Source organism: Streptomyces radicis (genome assembly GCF_003626575.1).
Classification (GTDB): Bacteria; Actinomycetota; Actinomycetes; order Streptomycetales; family Streptomycetaceae; genus Streptomyces; species Streptomyces radicis.
Map to the genome: position 1 here is coordinate 148,124 of NZ_RBDY01000010.1, position 18,902 is coordinate 167,025.

Sequence of the window (18,902 nt, forward strand, 5' to 3'; positions counted from 1 at the left end):
CTACCGGCCGCGGTGGACGTCCCGCCGATCGCCGACCTTGACGACGAGGATGACGAGCTCGCCGTCGTCGATCCGGTGGGCGACCCGGTAGCCACCGATCCGGAGCCGGTAGGGCCCCGAGGGGCCGCTGAGCTTCCTGATGTCGGCGTCCTGGCGGTACGGGTCGTCGCCCCATGTCGTGCCCCCGCGCGGGAACCCCTCGTGAAGTTTTTCACATGATGCGCGCTCCGGCGGCGTGCCCGAGTCACCCGGAAGGCCCCCCGAGGGCCGGGAACGCGCCGTGCCCTTCGCGGGCCCACCGGCGTCCCCGGCGTCCGGTCCGCGTGCGCACCGCTCCCACCTGCGGCGTTCCCCTCGCGGGGCAGCACCCCACCTCAGCGGGCCCGGGAGTGTAGCACGACTCGCGACCAACCTTGTGAACCCCCTCACGAGCTGGCCCCCGAGACGGGTGGATACTCGACGATATGAGCACCACGGAGCGTCCCCGAATTCTCGTCGTTGGTGGCGGGTACGTCGGTCTGTACGCAGCCCGCCGCATCCTGAAGAAGATGCGCTACGGCGAGGCAACCGTCACCGTCGTCGACCCGCGTTCGTACATGACCTACCAGCCGTTCCTGCCCGAGGCGGCGGCCGGAAGCATCTCTCCCCGGCACGTCGTGGTGCCGCTGCGGCGCGTGCTCCCCAAGGCGGAGGTGCTGACCGGCCGGGTCACCTCCGTCGACCAGGACCGCAGGGTCGCCGCGGTCTCCCCGCTCGTCGGCCAGCCCTACGAGGTCCCCTTCGACTACCTCGTCGTCGCCCTCGGCGCCGTCTCCCGCACGTTCCCCGTGCCGGGCCTGGCCGAGCAGGGCATCGGCATGAAGGGCGTCGAGGAGGCCATCGGCCTGCGCAACCACGTCCTGGAGCAGCTCGACAAGGCCGACTCGACGACCGACGAGGACGTCCGCCGCAAGGCGCTGACGTTCGTCTTCGTGGGCGGCGGCTTCGCCGGCGCCGAGACCATCGGCGAGGTCGAGGACATGGCGCGCGACGCCACCAGGTACTACCCCGGCATCCGCCGCGAGGACATGCGGTTCCTCCTCGTCGACGTCGCCGACAAGATCCTCCCCGAGGTCGGGCCCAAGCTCGGCGAGTGGGGCCTCGAGCACCTCCAGAAGCGCGGCATCGAGGTCCACCTGGGCACATCGCTCGTCTCCTGCGTGGACGGCCACGTCGAGCTGAGCAACGGAGTCACCGCCGACTCGAACACCCTCGTGTGGACGGCGGGCGTCAAGCCCAACCCCGCGCTCGCGCACTACGGCCTGCCGCTCGGCCCGCGCGGCCACGTCGACACCCGGCCCACCCTCCAGGTCACCGGCGCCGACCACATCTGGTCCGCGGGGGACAACGCCCAGGTTCCCGACCTGGCGGCCCGCGCCGCCGGGCAGGAGAACGCCTGGTGCCCGCCCAACGCCCAGCACGCGCTGCGGCAGGCCAAGCTCCTCGGCGACAACGTGATCGCCGGGATGCGCGGCTTCCCGCAGAAGGAGTACAAGCACGCCAGCCTCGGCGCCGTCGCCGGGCTCGGGCTGCGCAAGGGCGTGGCCATGATCAAGCTCGGGAAGCTGACCCTCCGCTTCCGCGGCAGGCTCGGCTGGTATCTGCACCGCGGCTACCACGGCATGGCGGTCCCCACGTGGAACCGGAAGATCCGCGTCTTCGCCGACTGGACCCTGGCGCTGTTCCTCAAGCGCGAGGTGGTGGCGCTCGGCGCCATGGAGCGCCCGCGCGAGGAGTTCTACGAGGCGGCGGCCCCGGTCACGGCCGCGGCGGCGCCCGCCGCAGGCGGCCCGAGCGGCGCGGCTCCCGAGAGCGGTGGAAGCCGCGAGAAGCAGAGGGCCGCGGCGAGCTGACGCGGCGTTCGACGCCCGACACGGCGGGGCGGGTGGCCACATGCGGCCACCCGCCCCGCCGTTTGTCCGGTGTCTGCCAAAAGGGGCCCACCGCGGGAATCGACGGTGGCTCGGGGGTGTTCAGCCGTCACTGGGTGCCAAGGTTGATCGACACCGACCTGTCCTCATTCATGGAGGTGTGTCCCATGCCCTTCGCCCCCCGGCTCGCCACGGTCGTCGAACGTTTCCTGGGATCCCCGCTGCCCGTCAGGCTGCGCGCGTGGGACGGCAGCGAGGCCGGGCCGCCCGGCGGCCCCGCGATCGTGGTCCGGCACCGGCGGGCCCTGCGGCGCGTGCTGTTCAGACCGGGCGAGCTGGGCCTGGCCCGCGCGTGGGTGGCGGGCGAGATCGACGTCGAGGGCGACCTCTACGCCGTGCTCGACCGCATGCTCGAGCCGATCCAGGCCGAACGCGCCACCCCCGCCCGCCAGACGCTCGCCGCCGGGCGCGACCTCATCCAGCTCGCCGGGCCCCAGCTGCCCGTGCCGCCACCCCTGCCCCCCGAGGAAGTCCGCCGCCGCACCGGCCCTTTGCACTCGCTGCGCCGCGACCGGCAGGCCATCAGCCATCACTACGACGTGGGCAACGAGTTCTACGAGCTGGTCCTCGGCCCCTCCATGGTCTACTCGTGCGCCGTGTGGGGCGAGGAGACCGCCGAGGGCGCGGGCCTCGAGGAGGCGCAGACCGCCAAGCTCGAGCTCATCTGCCGCAAGCTCGGCCTGCGCGAGGGCCAGCGGCTCCTCGACGTCGGCTGCGGCTGGGGCTCGCTCGTGCTGCACGCCGCCCGCCACCACGGCGTGCGCGCCGTGGGCATCACGCTCTCCGCCGAGCAGGCCGCGTACGCCCGCGACCGGGTCGCCAAGGAGGACCTGTCCGACCGCGTGGAGATCCGGGTCCAGGACTACCGCGAGACGGCGGACGGACCGTTCGACGCGATCTCGTCCGTCGGCATGGCCGAGCACGTCGGCGCCACCCGCTACCGCGCGTACGCCGACCAGGTGTTCGGGCTGCTGCGGCCAGGCGGGCGGCTGCTCAACCACCAGATCGCCCGCCGCCCCCTCCCCGCGGGCCGGACGTACAGGCCCGACCCGTTCATCGACGCCTATGTCTTCCCCGACGGCGAGCTCGCCCCCGTCGGCCGCACCGTCGCCCTGCTCGAGCGGGCGGGGTTCGAGGTCAGGGACGTCGAGTCGCTGCGCGAGCACTACGCCATGACGCTGCGCCAGTGGGTGCGCAACCTGGAGCGCCACTGGTCCGAGGCCGTCCGGCTCACCAGCGCGGGGCGCGCCCGTGTCTGGCGGCTCTACATGGCCGCCTCGGCCCTGGCGTTCGAACGCGGCAGCATCGGCGTCAACCAGACCCTCGCCGTCCGCCCCACCTCCCGGGGCGCGTCGGGGCTGCCGCTGCGCCCCCGCGCCTGGACCGAGGCGAGCTGACCCCCGACGACCGCGAGGGGTGGTGGCGGGCCTGTCGGCCCGCCACCACCCCTCGTCCATGGGCGGCGCCCCGCCTCACTCGGCCTTGATGGCCTCCAGCATGTTGAGCCGCGCGGCCCGGCGCGCGGGCCACAGCGCGGCCAGCACGCCCACCAGGCCCGCGAGGCCGAGGAAGATCCCGATGCGCGCCCAGGGCAGCACCATCTCGTAGGTCGTCAGGTAGTCGCTGATCAGCTCGCCCACGGCCCAGCCGAAGAACACCCCGAGCCCGACGCCCAGCACCCCGCCGAACAGCGCGATCACGATCGACTCGAGACGCACCATCCGCTTGGTCGCCCGGCGATCAAGACCGATCGCCCGCAGCATGCCGATCTCCTGCTTCCGCTCGAAGACGGACATCGCCAGGGTGTTGACCACCCCGAGCACCGCCACGATGACCGCCATGGCCAGCAGCGCGTACAGCATGTTGAGCAGGAGCGTGAAGACGAAGGCGATGTCCTCGGAGACGTCCTCCTTGTCCTGCACGAGCACCGCGGGGTTGTCGCCGAGGACGCCCTCGAGGGCCGACTTGGCCGCCTCGCTCGCCCCGCCCTCGGTCTTGAGCAGCACCTCGAAGCTCTGCACGCGCTCCATGTGCGGGTCGAGCGTGGCGCTGTCCAGCACGACGCCGGTGAACAGCTGGTTCCCCGAGAAGACGCCCGCGACCGTCAGCTCCCGCGTCGCGCCGTCCTCGAACGTCGTGGTGAACGTGTCGCCCGGCGCCCAGCCGAAGTCGTCCGCCGTCGCCTCGTCCACCAGGACGCCCGTGCCGCCGAAGCCCTCGAACGAGCCGTCCTCGAAGTCGAGATCGGTCAGCTGCTCGAACGCGGCCGGGTCCGCGCCCGTCAGCGTCCGCGCGTCCGGGTCGTCCGCGACGAGCGCGGGCGACGACCGCAGCCCGGTGATGACCGTGACGTCGGGCTGCTCGGCCAGGGTCTGCTCGACCTCGGTCGAGAGCGGGCTGAAGTTGGCCATGGAGACGAGGTAGTCGGACCGCAGCGACTCGCTGGCCATCCGCTCGATCGCCTTGGACATCGAGTCGGCGATCACGGTCATGCCGGTGATCAGCGTGAGCCCGATCATCAGCGCCGACGCCGTCGCGGCCGTCCTGCGGGGGTTGCGCACGGCGTTGAGCCTGGCCAGCTTGCCCGAGACCCCGAAGACCGAGAGCAGCGGCCTGGTCGCGGCGATCACCGGGCGCGAGAGCAGCGGCGTCAGGATGAAGACGCCGATCACCAGCAGCCCGGCGCCCGCGCCCATCGTCGCGCCCTTGTCGCCCGAGCCGATGCCCGCCACCGTGAGCGCGGCGCCGCCCGCCGCGAACAGGGCGCCGATGCTGTTGCGCACGAGCAGGCCGCGCGCGGTCGCGGGGGCGTGCACGCTGTTCATCGCGGCGACCGGCGGGATCTTCGCCGCGCGCCTGGCCGGGAGATACGCGGCGAGCACGGTCACGACGACGCCCACGCCGAGCGAGACGCCCACGGCCGAGCCCGAGACGATCAAGGGCCCGTCGGGCACGGTGAGGTCGAGCGCGTTCATCAGGGAGCGCAGGCCCACCGCGATCCCGACGCCCGCCGCGAGGCCCGTCGCCCCGGCCACGAGGCCCACCGCGAGCGCCTCGATCAGCACCGAACGCGTCACCTGGCGGCGGCTCGCCCCGACCGCGCGGAGCAGCGCGAGCTCCCTGGTGCGCTGGGCGACCAGCATGGTGAAGGTGTTGGCGATGATGAAGACGCCGACAAAGAGCGCGATCCCGGCGAACGCCAGCAGCGCGGTCCGCATCCCGCTGGTGCCCGCCTCGATCGCGTCCGCCTGGTCCTGGGCCAGCCGCTCCCCGGTGAGCGCCTCGGCGTCGTCGGGCAGCAGCGGGGCAGCCGCCTCGCGCAGCTCCTCCTGCGACACGCCATCCCCGGCCGTGACGGTGATCCGCGTGTACTCGCCGGGGGCGGTGAACAGGTCCTGTGCCGTCGCCGTGTCGAAGAGCACCAGCGTGCCGCCCGCTGCGACGTTGCCGTCGTCGGTGGTGAAGACGCCCGTGACGGTCTCCTCGCGCACGGGCCCGTCGACCGAGACGCGCGCGGTGTCGCCCACGCCGTACCCGGTGCGCTCGGCCGTCGTGGAGTCAAGCGCGATCTCGCCCGCGCGCTCGGGGGCGCGGCCCTCGGCCATGGGGTAGCGCTCGTCCTCGGCCGTGCCGTCGCTGCCCGCCGCGTAGTTGGCGCCGTTGGTGGCGAAGCCGTCGCCGACGAGGTCGCCGTCCCGGTCGGCCAGGGCGGCGAAGCCGGTCACCTCGCCGATGGCCGACTCCACGCCCGGCAGTGCGGCCACGTCGTCGAGCAGGTCCTGGCCGAGGTTCCGCGCGCCGCCGGGCGTGGACTCGGCGGCCTCGCTGTCCTCGTCCGGCTCTATGGCGAGGTCGACATGGGTCAGCCCCTCCTCAGAGCTGCGCTGGAACGCCTCGGAGAGGGTGGCCGTGAAGACCAGCGTGCCGGCCACGAAGGCCACGCCGAGCAGCACCGCGAGGGTGGTCATCAAGAGCCTGGCCTTGTGCGCGAGCACGTTGCGCAGGGCGGTTCTGAACATGGAGCAGCACCTAGGGGTGTATGGGGTGAGACCGGTGAACGGTGGGCGTGGGAGCGGCGCGGAGGCGGCGCGCGTGTCAGCTGGTGCGCCCCTTGGCGTCGTAACGCTTCATGTGCTCGAGGACCAGCTCGGCGGTCGGCTCCGGCATGTCGTCGACGATCCGGCCGTCGGCAAGGAAGACGACGCGGTCCGCGTACGAGGCGGCGACGGGGTCGTGCGTGACCATGACGACGGTCTGGCCGAGCTCCCGCACGGAGTTGCGCAGGAAGCCGAGGATCTCGGCGCCCGCGCGCGAGTCCAGGTTCCCGGTGGGCTCGTCGCCGAAGACGATGTCGGGCTTGCCCGCGAGCGCGCGGGCCACCGCGACGCGCTGCTGCTGGCCGCCGGAGAGCTGGCTCGGCCGGTGCTTGAGCCGGTCGGCCAGGCCCACGGTCGCGATGACCCGGTCCATCCACTCCTTGTCGGGCTTGCGGCCCGCGATGTCCATGGGGAGCCTGATGTTCTCAAGGGCGTTGAGCGTGGGCAGCAGGTTGAACGTCTGGAACACGAAGCCGACGCGGTCCCGGCGCAGCTGTGTCAGCTTCTTGTCGCCCAGGCCGGTCAGCTCGGTGTCCCCGATGCGGGTGGAGCCGCTCGAGATCGTGTCGAGCCCGGCCATGCAGTGCATCAGCGTGGACTTGCCCGACCCGGAGGGGCCCATGATCGCGGTGTACTGCCCCTGGACGAACTCCACCGAGACCCCGTCGAGCGCCACGACCCTCGTCTCCCCCTCCCCGTAGACCTTGGTCAGGTCCGTGGCTCGCGCGGCCGCCGCCGCGGTCGCGTGGGCGGGAGGCGGAGCGGCGAAGGTGGACACGGGTCTCTCCTGTCGTTCGTCGTACGGGGGGGTGTCGAACGGCGGCTTTCGGACGGGTCGGTGGCCTGACCACCATCCTCGCGGAGGACGCCATGGCCCGGGATCCCTCCGCGTGTGGGTTCCGTGGCGTCCTTCAGAGGTACCCGCGCCGCCCCCGCGTCCTCCTCAGGTAGGAGACGGGCCTGACCTGGCCGGGCGGGCGCGACGACATCCCTGCGTACCTAAGTGGATGCGGAGGGTTGATTTGCGTCATTCCTCGAACGGCGGAACAGAGCCTTCCGCCAGCCCGATCGGCCTGTGACCGGCCCCCGTGGTGGTGACGCGCCATCAGGGGCTCATAAAATCAGACAACTTCTGTCTAGGGCACCGGTGTTCGGGGGAAGTGGCCGGATAAGCTCAGTACAGAGACTGGCGCGGACGCGCCCGGTACGGCTTGGGATCTGTGCCCGGATGGTGGAATGCAGACACGGTGAGCTTAAAACTCGCTGGCCTTCGGGCCGTGCCGGTTCAAGTCCGGCTCCGGGCACCCCAGAGCTTACGGCCGAGGATCTTGACAGCCCTCCCGCCCACCCCCGCCACCCACGCCCACGGCAGGGCGGGCCGACGGGAATTCGCCGCCCCGCCCGCTCGTTGAGCGGGCAGGGGCGTGCAGAGGGAACCAACACACCCCTACCGCTCGTTTCTACGAGTGCACTACCGTGCAGTCTTTGCTAACGCATTACTCTGGTAGTCAAGGCCGTGCCGTGCGGCCATGGAGGAGTGAGATGAGGAGCAGCAACCCGGTCTTCACGCGTCGGGGGTTCAGTCGGGACGGTGGCTACGCCGGCTTCAACGCCGGACCGCAGCCGCAGACCGGGAATCCGTACGCTGGGGCACCGACCAATCCTTACGCGCAGCCGGGGAACCCGTACGCGCAGCCGCAGGTGGGTCCCCAGGGCGGAGCTGTGCCGCCGGCGCCCGCGCGCGCCGGCGTGATGACGATCGACAGCGTCGTCTCGCGCACCGCGCTCACCCTGGGCACCGTGGTCGCCGCGGCGACCGTCGCCTGGGTCACCGACATGCCGGTGGGCCTCGGCATTCTCTTCGCCCTGGTCGCCCTCGGCCTCGGCCTGTGGCAGTCCTTCAAGCGCGAGGCGTCCCCCGCGCTGATCCTTTCCTACGCGGTGTTCGAGGGCCTCTTCCTCGGCTCCATCAGCAACGCGATCAACGCCGCGGCGCCGGGCGCGGCGATGCAGGCCGTGATCGGCACCATGGCGGTCTTCGCCGGCGTGCTGTTCATGTACAAGCAGCGGATCATCCGGGTCACCACCCGCTTCATGCACTTCGTGATGGCGGCGGCGCTCGGCTTCATCCTGCTGTCCCTGGTGAACGTCGTGGTCGCCATGATCGGCGGCGGTAACGGCCTGGGCCTGCGGGACGGCGGCCTCGGCGTCGTCTTCGGCATCATCGGCGTCGTCCTGGGCGCGTGCTTCCTCGCCCTGGACTTCAAGATGGTCGAGGACGGCATCACCTACGGCGCCCCGGAGAAGGAGTCCTGGCTGGCCGCGTTCGGCCTGACCCTGACCCTGGTCTGGATCTACCTCGAGTTCCTGCGCCTGATCGCCATCCTTCAGGGCGACTAGCGCGCGTGCCGCCCCGGGCGGCAGGACATCACACAGCCGGAAGGGCCCCCGCCGAGGCGGGGGCCCTTCCGCTTGCTCACCTCTGCTCACCTCTTGGCGTCAGCCGCCCCGCCGGGGCAGCAGCGCCAGGGCCCCGGCCAACTCCCGCAGGGCCAGGGCCTCGTCGTCCACCGCCCGCAGGGCCTCGGACAGGTCGTGCCCCGCGACCGCGACCTGGTCGCCCACCGTGTGGATCCCCGCGTCGGGAAAGGGCCGCGGCGGGAAGTCGGGGCGTTCGAGGCGCTGCGCCCGGTCGGCCAGCGCGCGGGCCAGCGCGAGCGCCTCGGCCGCCGCGCCCCGGCGCAGCCTGCTCTCCGGCAGGCGCCGCAGCCGGTCCGCCTCCGCGTCGACCGCCGCGTCCAAGGGGCCGGTGTCCACCGCGCCCGCCCGGTCCGCCCTGTCCGTTCTGTTCATCGGGCCGCTCCTCACTCGCTCAGGTACGACGAGGCGACCACGCGGTCGGCCAGCAGATAGACGCTGTCGGCGCCGCACGAGAACGTCAGCGCGAACGCCCCCGACACCGCCGAACCCCCCATCAGCACCGGGCAGTCGCCCTCCCGCACCGCCAGGGCGAGCCGCTCCGCCGCCTCCTGGTGGCTCGGCGAGAGACACAGCGTCGTGCCGTCGGCGAACAGGAAGATGTCCAGCGTGCCGAGCGGCCCGCGGCGCACGTCCGCGAGCGGCGTGTGCGCGTCCGCGAGGCGGGCCAGCCGGTCGGCCGTGCGCCGGTACTCCTCCGCGTCGCCGCGTTCCACGGGCTCTCCCGACAGCGTGAACCCCGGGTGCGAGGGGTGGCGGCGGCGGGCCGCGGCCAGCTCGGGCGACTCCCCGCTCCCGGCCTCGGGCTCGCCCCGCTCGCCCGCCGGATAGCCCGAGTCGCTCAGCAGGTAGCGCTCGAGCAGGGCGTCGAGCAGCTCCTCGTCGGCGTCCGCGACCTCGTACCCGAGCCCGCGCCCCGCGAGCAGCGCGCCAGGGCCCTCGTGCTCCCTGGCCTCCTGCTCGGCCCAGTACGCCCGCGCCTCGGCCAGCTCGCGCTCCCGCTCGTCGGCCAGCGCCTCGGCCACCGCCCGGCGGATCTCCTGCGCGGGGATCTCGGCGCGCTCGGGGCGCGCCTCGTCAGCGGCGGCGCGCTCGGCCAGCTCGCCGGTGAGCGTGGCCAGCTCGGCGCGCAGGTGACGGGTGGTGCGCAGGGCCACGGCGCCCAGGGCGAGGGCGGTGCCTGTCGCCGCCAGCAGGATCACGGATATGGCGCTCACGGAGTCGCTCCCAGTGCTCTTGGTCCCTGACTTCTTATCCCAGGTTTCCGGGGCGCGGCCACGGCGTGCAGTGCGCAAGGTCATGAATGGGACGGGTCTTTCGTCCTGAACGCGCCCCCCATACCCGGCTGACCTGCGACTTCTCCCCGGGCGGCGGCATGGATCACATCCCGGGCCCGCTTCGGTATCGCCCGGATATACCGGGTGACGGGGGTCACTTGTCTACCATGCGCACCGCACGCCCCGCTCAGGACAGGCGCTCGAGCACCATCGCCATCCCCTGCCCACCGCCCACGCACATCGTCTCCAGGCCGATCTGCTTGTCGTGCCAGCTCAGGGAGTTGATCAACGTGGTGGTGATGCGCGCGCCCGTCATCCCGAAGGGGTGACCCACGGCGATGGCCCCGCCGTTGACGTTCAGCCGGTCGAGGTCGATCCCCAGCTCGCGGTAGGACGGGATGACCTGGGCGGCGAACGCCTCGTTGATCTCGACCAGGTCGATGTCGCCGATGGACATCCCCGCGCGGGCCAGCGCCCTGCGGCTGGCCTCGACCGGGCCGAGGCCCATGATCTCGGGGGAGAGCGCCGAGACGCCGGTGGAGACGATCCGCGCGAGCGGGGTCAGGCCGAGCTCGCGCGCCTTCGTGTCGGACATCACCACCAGCGCGGCGGCGCCGTCGTTGAGCGGGCAGCAGTTCCCGGCGGTGACCAGGCCGTCGGGGCGGAACGCGGGCTTCAGGCCCGCGACGCCCTCCAGGGTGACGCCGGGGCGCGGCCCGTCGTCCGCGGCGACCACCGTGCCGTCGGGGGTGGTGACGGGGGTGATCTCGCGCTGCCAGAAGCCATCCGCGATGGCCTTCTCGGCGAGGTTCTGGGAGCGGACGCCGAACGCGTCCATCTCCTCGCGCGTGATGCCCTTCGCGCGCGCGAGGTTCTCCGCGGTCTGGCCCATCGCGATGTAGACGTCGGGGAGTTCGCCGGTGAGGCGCGGGTCCTGCCAGCCCTGGCCGCCGTGCTCGGCGCGTTCGGCGGTCCTCGTCCGGGCCGCGGCGAAGAGGGGGTTGTGGCTGCCGGGCTGGCCGTCGGACGAACCGTTCACGCTGCGCGAGACCGTCTCGACGCCTGCGGAGACGAAGACGTCGCCCTCCCCGGCCCTGATCGCGTGGAAGGCCATCCGCGTGGTCTGCAACGACGACGCGCAGTACCGGGTGACCGTGCAGCCCGGCACGTCGTCGAGGCCCAGGGCGACGGTGACCACGCGGGCGAGGTTGTGGCCCTGCTCGCCGCCCGGCATGCCGCAGCCGAGCATCACGTCGTCGATGTCCCCGGGGTCGAGCTCCGGCACCCGGTCGAGGGCGGCCCGCACCATGGCGGCGGTCAGGTCGTCCGGGCGCAGCTCCTTGAGCGACCCCTTGAACGCCCGCCCGATGGGGGAGCGTACGGCGGAGACGATCACTGCTTCTGGCACGGTGCCTCCCGTTGGCTGTGCGGTGGGCCGCGCCGGGTGTCGGCGCGGCCGTCACGTGCCTGGCTATCACATGGGGGTCATCTCGCGGTCCTGCTGGCCCTCTTCGTGACGGCCCTCGTCATGGTGCCGCTCCTCCTCGGGGAGCGGACGGCGCCTGCGCCGGCGCATCAGCGCCCAGGGCGCGCGCCTGCCGCCCGAGTCAGCCGCGCTCACCTCCGTGCCGCTCTCGGAGGCCGCGCGCGCCGCCGCGGCCGCCACGGGGAGCAGCCGCTCGCGCCGCCTGGCCTCGGCCCGCTCCTCGGCGGGCCACGCGGCCACCGCGTCGCACACCGTGGGCAGCAGCGCCATCGCGGCCGTGGCATAGCCCTCGGCGGAGGGGTGGTAGCGGTCGGGGCCGAACAACTCCCGTGGGTTCGCGGCGAATTCAGGGCCCAGCAGCGCCCCGAGCGACACCGTCCTGCCGCCGAGCTCGACCACCGCGATCGTCTGCGCCGCGGCCAGCTGCCTGCACAGGCGTCGCGCGATCCAGCGCAGCGGCTGCCCGATCGGCTCGACGGACCCCAGGTCGGGACACGTCCCCACGACGACCTGGCAGCCCGCGGTGCGCAGCCTGGCCACCGCCTCGGCCAGGTACTTGACGGAACGCGCCGGGGGAACGCGCCCGGTGATGTCGTTGGCGCCGATGATGATCACGCACACATCCGGCACGGGCGCCCGGCCGGGCTCGGTCAGCAGGAGCGACACCTGCCGCTCCAGGTCGGACGACTCGGCGCCCGAGAGCGCGACGCTGTGCAGCTCGACGGGGCGCTCGGACACGGCCGCGAGCCCCGACGCGAGCAACGCTCCCGGTGTCTGTCCCGCGCGCCGCACGCCCAGGCCGACCGCCGTCGAGTCGCCCAGCATCGCGAGGCGCCAGGGCGGGCCCGGCGCGGCCGCGAACGCCGTTCCGTAGATGCCCTCGGCCACCGGGGGGTCCTCTTCGGTGCCCTTGCCGACGCGCCAGCGCGTGTACCGCACCTCGGTGAGCACCAGGCCCGCCGCCGCGCCGCCGAGCAGCCCGAGCCCCCCGCCGCCGTACGCCGCGGCGGTCGCGATCCTTCGCGCCACCCTCGCCCTCGACATCCGCGTTCCACGCCTCCTGTCCGTGCCGTGCCTCCACTTGTGTCGTGCCCAGCGCGGCCCGCCGCGCAACGCAATAGGGTTCAAGCTCCGGTGGGCGGAAGAACCCGTCCCCACCCCGTCCCCAGTGAATCCCTGAGGTCCGGAGAACCAGGTGCAGTATTACGAGTCGATGATCGACCTTGTCGGCAATACCCCGTTGGTCAAGCTCACGGCGGTGACGGAGGGCATCTCCGCCACCGTGCTGGCCAAGGTGGAGTACTTCAACCCCGGCGGTTCCGTGAAGGACCGGATCGCGCTGCGGATGATCGAGGCGGCCGAGCGGTCGGGCGAGCTGCGCCCCGGTGGCGTCATCGTGGAGCCCACGTCGGGCAACACCGGCGTCGGCCTCGCGATCGTGGCCCAACGCAAGGGCTACCGCTGCGTGTTCGTCTGCCCGGACAAGGTGTCCCTCGACAAGATCAACACCCTGCGCGCCTACGGCGCCGAGGTCGTCGTCTGCCCCACCGCCGTCGACCCCGAGCACCCCGACTCGTACTACAACGTCTCCGACCGGCTGGTCAGGGAGACGCCGGGGGCCTGGAAGCCCGACCAGTACAGCAACCCGAACAACCCCAGGTCCCACTACGAGACCACGGGCCCCGAGCTGTGGCGGCAGACCGAGGGGCGCGTCACCCACTTCGTCGCGGGCGTCGGCACCGGGGGCACCATCACCGGGACGGGGCGCTACCTCAAGGAGGTCAGCGAGGGCCGCGTCAAGGTCATCGGCGCCGACCCCGAGGGCTCCGTCTACTCCGGCGGCTCGGGCCGCCCCTACCTGGTCGAGGGCGTCGGCGAGGACTTCTGGCCGACCGCGTACGACCCCGACATCGCCGACGAGATCGTCGCCGTCTCCGACAAGGACTCCTTCCGCATGACCCGCCGCCTGGCCAGGGAGGAGGGCCTCCTGGTGGGCGGCTCGTGCGGCATGGCGGTCGTCGGCGCGCTCACCGTCGCCCGGCGGCTCGGCCCCGACGACGTCGTGGTGGTCCTGCTCCCCGACGGCGGCCGCGGCTACCTCAGCAAGATCTTCAACGACGAGTGGATGGCCGACTACGGCTTCCTCGAGGACGGCGGCCCGCAGACGCGCGTCGGGGACGTGCTGCGCCGCAAGGAGGGCGGCATGCCGTCGCTCGTCCACATGCACCCGGACGAGACGGTCGGCGCGGCGATCGACGTGCTGCGCGAGTACGCCGTCTCGCAGATGCCCGTGGTCAAGCCGGGCGCGGGGCACCCCGACGTGATGGCCGCCGAGATCGTGGGCTCGGTGGTCGAACGCGAGCTGCTCGACGCGCTGTTCACCCAGCGGGCGGCGTTGGACGACCCGTTGGAGAAGCACATGAGCGCGCCGCTGCCGCATGTCGGGTCGGGCGAGCCGGTCGGCGACCTGATGGCCGTCCTCCAGGGCGCGGACGCGGCGGTGGTGCTGGTGGAGGGCAAGCCCACGGGGGTCGTCAGCCGCCAGGACCTGCTGGCGTTCCTCGCCGGGGAGAAGTGACGCGGGGGCGCGGGTCGTGGTGCGGGGGGCGCGGGTCGTGCCGGTCGCGCTGGTCGGGCGGGGAGAAATAGCGACGTGGCGTAAGAGATCCTGAAGTGTCACGGCCGGGCAACGCGTCGTTAACACCGCTCCGGCAGAGTTCTCGGTGTCGGCACCAGAGACCTCCGGAGCGGCTCCCGGACCTCCCTGGTCGCCCGGACGCGAGGCCCCGACCCGGCCCGCGTCCCCGCGGGGACCGCCGTCGTCCCGCCCCTGGCGCTCGCGCCGGGGTGCGGCGGTCCCCGCCAACCTCTTCCCGGCGCCCCGGACAGGGCCAGGTCACCAGTCCGCTCACCAGTCCTCGCGGTCGCCCCGCCCCAGGCCGCGGCGCAGCGCGTCGCGCCCGGCGTAGCAGGCGTTCACCCCGACGATGCCGCCCCAGCAGATCAGCAGCCCGGCGAGGCCCGTCTGCACGGCGGCGATCGCGGACAGCGGTATCGCGAGCACGAGCGACAGCGCGGCCAGGCCGAACGCGGGCCCGGGGCCGCCGCCCTCGTCACCGCCCGGGGAACGTCCGCCGCGGGCGATCACCATCTGCTGCTCCGCGAGCTGCCGACGCACCCGCTTGTCGACCGTGCTGTCGATGTGCTGCTCCACTTTCTCCAGGAAGGACTCCACGAGCTCCGTCTCGTAGGTCTCGCCCAGCTCCTTGCGAGTCTGCACGGCGGCCTCGAGATCCCGCTTGAGATCGGAGTCCTGGTTCAGGTCGGCGTCTCGGCCACTCGTCATGACCTTCACCGTACGGGTAGCAGGCGCCCTTGACACTAGGGGTAGCCCCCCATTTCCGGCGCATAGAATCTGCCGGATGAGCGAGGCGAGCGCACGGCTGTCGACGCTGTTCGAGGGGCATCGGCTGACCCCCACCCAGCGGCGCATCGCCCAGTGCGTGCTGCGGGCGGGCGACGAGGCGCCGTTCCTCTCGAGCGTCGAGCTGGCCGAGCGGGCCGGGGTCAGCCAGCCGTCGGTGACCCGCTTCGCGGTGGCGCTCGGCTTCGACGGCTACCCCGCGCTGCGGCGGCGGCTGCGCGAACGCCTGCGGAACGGCAAGGCCGCCGCCGTCGCCGAGCCCGCCGAGCCGGTCAACGCCCACCAGCGGGCCGTCCTCGCCGAGATCGACCACCTGCGGCGGCTCGCCGCGGCCCTCGCCGAGCCCGACCTGACCGACCGGATCGCCGAGGCCGGGCGGCTGCTCGCCCGTTCGCGCCCGCTGCCGGTCCTCGGCCTGCGGGCGGCGGCGGCCGAGGCGTACGGCTTCGCCTACTTCGCGGCCAAGGTCCACCCCGACGTGCGGCTGCTCGACTCGGGTGGCTCGGTGCTGATCGACCGCATCGAGGCGGCGGCCGAGGCGGGCGCGGACGCGCTGCTGTGCTTCGCGCTGCCGCGCCACCCGCGCGAGGTGGGCGAGGCGCTCGACGCGGCGCGCGGCGCGGGGCTGCGGGTGGTGACGGTGGCCGACAGCGCGGTGGCGCCCGTGGCGCACCCCGACGACCTGCTGCTCTCGGCGCCGGTGAGCACGGCCCTGTCGTTCGACACGGCCTGCGGGCCGCTGCTGCTGAGCCGCCTGGTGCTCGAGGCGCTGTGCGACGCCCTGCCGGACGCCCAGCCCCGCCTCGACCACTTCGACGTCCGCGCGACGGAACGTGGCCTGTTCCTGGATTGAGCGGTGCCGCTGGCGCGGCGTTCTCCGCCCCGGAAGGGAGCGGGCGCAAGCCCGGCCCGCAGCGTGTGCCGCCGTTGTCCGGCGGCCTTCGCCGACCACCGGTCCAGGGCGGGTGGGCGGGAAGGACCGGCGCGGAGCGCCGGTGAACCGCTCCGCCGCACGCGGTGCGTTGAGCCGCACGCGGTGCGATCAGCAATCGCCGCCGTACTCCTGGACCAGCTCGGACAGTGTCTGGGGGCGGCGCAGGGTGGTGAACGTCGTGGGGGTGGCCTCCTCCGCGTGGTAGCCGTAGATCCCGGGGCGCGGAAGGGCGTTGTAGCCGAACGGGGTCGTGACGTAGTACGCGCCCGTGTCGAGCAGGGCCACCAGGTCGCCGGGCTCGAGCGCGGGGAGAGCGCGGTCGCGGGCGACCAGGTCGCCCGCGAAGCAGCAGGGGCCCGCCACGTCCTGCCGCACCGCGGGCCCCCGCTTCGGCGCCCCCGTCGCGTCGTAGGCCGCGACCCGCAGCGGCCACGAGGCGGGCGCGAACACCGTGCGCACCGCGACCTGCGCGCCCGCGTGGGTGATCGCGATCGGGCGGCCGCCGGTCGTTTTCGTGTACTCGACGCGCGCCAGCACCAGGCCCGACTTGGCGAGCAGGGCGCGGCCGAACTCCGTGACCAGCCCGTACCGCCCGTCGAACAGCCCCGGCACGGTCGCCCGCAGCAGCCGCGCGTACTCCGCGAACGCGGGCGCGCTCTCGTCCGACGCGAAGTCCACCGGCAGCCCGCCGCCGATGTCGAGCGTGTCCACGCGCCGGGTGCCCGCGGCCGCGTTGATCTCCTCGGCCAGCTCGTACAGGGCGCGCACGCCCGCCGCCATCCGTTCGAGCGCCATGCCCTGCGAGCCCACGTGGCAGTGCAGGCGCGTCAGCCAGGGCCGGTCGATGAACGCCCGCACCACCCACTCCCTGGCGCCCGGGTCGCGCAGGCCCACGCCGAACTTGGCCGTGGGCGTCGCCGTGCTCATCGCGTCGATCGTGCCGCCGCCGAGCTGGGGGTTGATCCGCAGGCCCAGCGGCGGCGCCGACGTCGGCTCGTCGGCGATGAGCGCGTCGAGGCGGGCCAGCTCCTGCGCGCTGTCGGCGTTGAGCGCGATGCCGAGGGCCAACGCCTCGCGCAGCTCCGCCTCCGTCTTGGCCGGGGAGTCGAGCACGATGCGGTCGGCCGCGAGGCCCGCCGCGCGGGCCAGGGCCAGCTCGCCCGGGCTGGCCACCTCGCAGCCGATGCCGAAGCCGTCGAGCAGCCGCAGCACCGGGACGAGCGAGGCCGCCTTCACGGCGAACGTGTGCAGCACCCGCTGGCCGGGCGCGGTCACCTCGGCGAAGGCCGAGTGCAGTGCGGTGGCCGCTTCTCTGACCCCGTCGAGGTCGAGCAGCGCGGCCACCGGGTGGTCGGGGGTGATCAGGCGGCGTTCGAGCGCCGCCCTGACTGCCAGGTCGCGTCGCATGGACAGAACCCTGCCCTAAGACAAGCATGACAGTCCGACGATCTGCCCGGGCGTGGTTGACTGAAATTATTCAGGCCCTAAGGTGAGTGAATATTCAGCCCACCACCGCCGAGACAGGGGAGGCTGGCCATGGCAGGACCCCGACCCGTCCGCGCGCCGAGGGGGAGCGCGCTCAGCGCCCGCGGCTGGCCGCAGGAGGCGGCGCTGCGGATGCTCAAGAACAATCTGGACCCCGAGGTCGCCGAGCACCCCGACGAGCTGGTCGTCTACGGCGGCACAGGGCGGGCCGCGCGCGACTGGCGGTCGTTCGACGCCATGGTCGCCACGCTGCGGACGCTGGGTCCCGACGAGACGATGCTCGTCCAGTCGGGGCGCCCTGTGGGCGTGATGACGACGCACGAGTGGGCGCCGCGCGTGCTGATCGCCAACTCCAACCTCGTCGGCGACTGGGCCACCTGGGAGGAGTTCCGCAGGCTGGAACGCCTTGGGCTCACGATGTACGGGCAGATGACCGCGGGATCGTGGATCTACATCGGGACCCAGGGCATCCTCCAGGGCACCTACGAGACGTTCGCCGCCGTCGCCGCCAAGCGCTTCGGCGGCTCGCTCGCCGGGACGCTGACGCTGACCGCGGGGCTCGGCGGGATGGGCGGCGCCCAGCCGCTGGCCGTGACCATGAACGGCGGCGCCGCCCTGTGCGTCGACTGCGACCCCAGGGCGCTGGAGCGCCGCATCGCGCACGGCTACCTGGACGAGCGCGCCGACTCGCTCGACGAGGCGCTCGCCAGGGCGGCGCGGGCGCGCGACGAGCGCAGGGCGCTCTCGGTCGGCGTCGTGGCGAACGCCGCCGAGGCCGTGCCGCGCCTGCTCGCGTCCGGCGCGCCCGTGGACATCGTGACCGACCAGACGAGCGCGCACGACCCGCTGGCGTATCTGCCGGTGGGCGTGCCGTTCGAGGACATGGCGGACTACGCGGCCAGCGACCCCGAGGGCTTCACCCTGCGGGCCAGGGAGTCGATGGCGCGGCACGTGGAGGCCATGGTCGGCTTCAAGGACGCGGGCGCCGAGGTATTCGACTACGGGAACTCCATCCGGGGCGAGGCCCAACTCGCCGGATACGACCGGGCGTTCGACTTCCCCGGCTTTGTGCCCGCGTACATCAGGCCGCTCTTCTGCGAGGGGAAGGGCCCCTTCCGCTGGGCCGCGCTGAGCGGGGACCCGGCCGACATCGCGGCGACGGACCGCGCGGTGCTCGACCTCTTCCCCGACAACGAGCCGCTGGCCCGCTGGATCAGGCTCGCCGGGGAGCGCGTGCGCTTCCAGGGGCTCCCGGCGCGCATCTGCTGGCTCGGATACGGCGAGCGGGAGCGCGCGGGCGAGCGCTTCAACGGCATGGTGGCCCGTGGCGAGCTGGCCGCGCCCGTGGTGATCGGCCGCGACCACCTGGACTGCGGCTCGGTCGCCTCCCCGTACCGCGAGACCGAGGGCATGCGCGACGGCTCGGACGCGATCGCGGACTGGCCGCTGCTGAACGCCATGGTGAACGTCGCCTCCGGCGCCTCCTGGGTCTCCCTCCACCACGGTGGCGGGGTGGGCATGGGCCGCTCGATCCACGCGGGGCAGGTCACCGTCGCCGACGGTACCGTCCTGGCGGGGGAGAAGATCCGGCGGGTGCTCACCAACGACCCCGGCATGGGCGTCATCCGGCACGTGGACGCGGGGTACGAGGAGGCGGAGGCCGTGGCCGAGGCGCGCGGCGTGCGCGTCCCGATGCGCGAGCGTCGCTGACCCGCGCGCCGCGCACGACCGAACCGACGAGGGAGGCACCC

Annotated in this window: 14 protein-coding genes, 1 tRNA gene and 1 pseudogene; 7 read left to right on the forward strand and 9 right to left on the reverse strand. The window is 73.2% G+C overall.

Translation table 11 applies throughout. The features are described from left to right. Positions 1-180, reverse strand: a pseudogene (locus tag D7318_RS34950) (type II toxin-antitoxin system RelE family toxin); the annotation flags it as partial. A gap of 284 nt (positions 181-464) precedes the next feature. Here D7318_RS34950 and D7318_RS15955 point away from each other — a divergent pair. After that, positions 465-1,892 carry an NAD(P)/FAD-dependent oxidoreductase gene (locus D7318_RS15955; RefSeq protein WP_120697774.1) on the forward strand — a complete coding sequence of 476 codons (1,428 nt, stop codon included), beginning with the start codon at positions 465-467 and terminating at the stop codon, positions 1,890-1,892. 185 nt (positions 1,893-2,077) lie between these two features. Continuing rightward, positions 2,078-3,367: an SAM-dependent methyltransferase gene (locus tag D7318_RS15960; RefSeq protein ID WP_120697775.1), complete on the forward strand. Its 1,290-nt coding sequence runs from the start codon at positions 2,078-2,080 to the stop codon at positions 3,365-3,367. A gap of 75 nt (positions 3,368-3,442) precedes the next feature. Here D7318_RS15960 and D7318_RS15965 read toward each other — a convergent pair whose 3' ends face one another. Then, complete coding sequence (locus D7318_RS15965; RefSeq protein ID WP_120697776.1) at positions 3,443-5,989, reverse strand: ABC transporter permease; 2,547 nt, start codon at positions 5,987-5,989, stop codon at positions 3,443-3,445. Between the two features lie 76 nt (positions 5,990-6,065). Beyond that, positions 6,066-6,845: an ABC transporter ATP-binding protein gene (locus D7318_RS15970; protein ID WP_120697777.1), complete on the reverse strand. Its 780-nt coding sequence runs from the start codon at positions 6,843-6,845 to the stop codon at positions 6,066-6,068. 444 nt (positions 6,846-7,289) lie between these two features. Here D7318_RS15970 and D7318_RS15975 point away from each other — a divergent pair. Both D7318_RS15975 and D7318_RS15980 read left to right on the forward strand, forming a co-directional pair. Beyond that, a tRNA-Leu gene (locus tag D7318_RS15975) sits at positions 7,290-7,371 on the forward strand. A 238-nt stretch (positions 7,372-7,609) separates the two neighbouring features. Further along, positions 7,610-8,467 carry a Bax inhibitor-1/YccA family protein gene (locus tag D7318_RS15980; RefSeq protein ID WP_120697778.1) on the forward strand — a complete coding sequence of 286 codons (858 nt, stop codon included), beginning with the start codon at positions 7,610-7,612 and terminating at the stop codon, positions 8,465-8,467. 99 nt (positions 8,468-8,566) lie between these two features. Here the strand turns inward: D7318_RS15980 and D7318_RS15985 are convergent, their stop codons facing one another. The 4 genes from D7318_RS15985 to D7318_RS16000 form a co-directional block, all read right to left on the reverse strand. Continuing rightward, positions 8,567-8,920 (reverse strand): hypothetical protein, encoded by a 354-nt coding sequence (locus D7318_RS15985; protein WP_183091435.1) that lies wholly within the window; start codon positions 8,918-8,920, stop codon positions 8,567-8,569. Positions 8,921-8,931: 11 nt separating this feature from the next. Next, on the reverse strand, positions 8,932-9,762 hold the full coding sequence (locus D7318_RS15990) for a hypothetical protein (RefSeq protein WP_120697779.1): 831 nt from the start codon (positions 9,760-9,762) through the stop codon (positions 8,932-8,934). A gap of 247 nt (positions 9,763-10,009) precedes the next feature. Then, positions 10,010-11,230, reverse strand: a complete 1,221-nt coding sequence (locus D7318_RS15995) for an acetyl-CoA C-acetyltransferase (protein ID WP_120697780.1) — start codon at positions 11,228-11,230, stop codon at positions 10,010-10,012. Positions 11,231-11,296: 66 nt separating this feature from the next. Further along, entirely contained in the window at positions 11,297-12,352 is a 1,056-nt protein-coding gene (locus D7318_RS16000) for an SGNH/GDSL hydrolase family protein (protein ID WP_183091436.1), read from the reverse strand. A gap of 151 nt (positions 12,353-12,503) precedes the next feature. Here D7318_RS16000 and D7318_RS16005 point away from each other — a divergent pair, with 151 nt between their 5' ends. Continuing rightward, complete coding sequence (locus tag D7318_RS16005; RefSeq protein WP_120697782.1) at positions 12,504-13,886, forward strand: cystathionine beta-synthase; 1,383 nt, start codon at positions 12,504-12,506, stop codon at positions 13,884-13,886. A gap of 330 nt (positions 13,887-14,216) precedes the next feature. On the opposite strand, the gene D7318_RS16010 is transcribed toward D7318_RS16005, so the two are convergent. Next, positions 14,217-14,654, reverse strand: coding sequence for a hypothetical protein (locus D7318_RS16010; RefSeq protein WP_120697783.1), 438 nt, complete (start codon positions 14,652-14,654; stop codon positions 14,217-14,219). A gap of 76 nt (positions 14,655-14,730) precedes the next feature. Here D7318_RS16010 and D7318_RS16015 point away from each other — a divergent pair, with 76 nt between their 5' ends. Continuing rightward, entirely contained in the window at positions 14,731-15,585 is an 855-nt protein-coding gene (locus D7318_RS16015) for a MurR/RpiR family transcriptional regulator (protein WP_120697784.1), read from the forward strand. Between the two features lie 189 nt (positions 15,586-15,774). Here D7318_RS16015 and D7318_RS16020 read toward each other — a convergent pair whose 3' ends face one another. Further along, complete coding sequence (locus tag D7318_RS16020; protein ID WP_120697785.1) at positions 15,775-17,073, reverse strand: type III PLP-dependent enzyme domain-containing protein; 1,299 nt, start codon at positions 17,071-17,073, stop codon at positions 15,775-15,777. Between the two features lie 129 nt (positions 17,074-17,202). On the opposite strand from D7318_RS16020, the gene hutU reads away from it, so the two are divergent. Further along, positions 17,203-18,861, forward strand: a complete 1,659-nt coding sequence (gene hutU, locus D7318_RS16025; protein WP_120697786.1) for a urocanate hydratase — start codon at positions 17,203-17,205, stop codon at positions 18,859-18,861. The last annotated feature ends 41 nt before the right edge of the window (positions 18,862-18,902 follow it).

Coding starts and splice junctions, on each gene's coding strand:
- D7318_RS16000 (WP_183091436.1), bottom strand. CDS start 12,352: ATGTCGAGGGCGAGGGTGGCGCGAAGGATCGCGACCGCCGCGGCGTAC.
- D7318_RS15985 (WP_183091435.1), bottom strand. CDS start 8,920: ATGAACAGAACGGACAGGGCGGACCGGGCGGGCGCGGTGGACACCGGC.
- D7318_RS15960 (WP_120697775.1), top strand. CDS start 2,078: ATGCCCTTCGCCCCCCGGCTCGCCACGGTCGTCGAACGTTTCCTGGGA.
- D7318_RS16020 (WP_120697785.1), bottom strand. CDS start 17,073: ATGCGACGCGACCTGGCAGTCAGGGCGGCGCTCGAACGCCGCCTGATC.
- hutU (WP_120697786.1), top strand. CDS start 17,203: ATGGCAGGACCCCGACCCGTCCGCGCGCCGAGGGGGAGCGCGCTCAGC.
- D7318_RS16010 (WP_120697783.1), bottom strand. CDS start 14,654: ATGACGAGTGGCCGAGACGCCGACCTGAACCAGGACTCCGATCTCAAG.
- D7318_RS15955 (WP_120697774.1), top strand. CDS start 465: ATGAGCACCACGGAGCGTCCCCGAATTCTCGTCGTTGGTGGCGGGTAC.
- D7318_RS15965 (WP_120697776.1), bottom strand. CDS start 5,989: ATGTTCAGAACCGCCCTGCGCAACGTGCTCGCGCACAAGGCCAGGCTC.
- D7318_RS15980 (WP_120697778.1), top strand. CDS start 7,610: ATGAGGAGCAGCAACCCGGTCTTCACGCGTCGGGGGTTCAGTCGGGAC.
- D7318_RS16015 (WP_120697784.1), top strand. CDS start 14,731: ATGAGCGAGGCGAGCGCACGGCTGTCGACGCTGTTCGAGGGGCATCGG.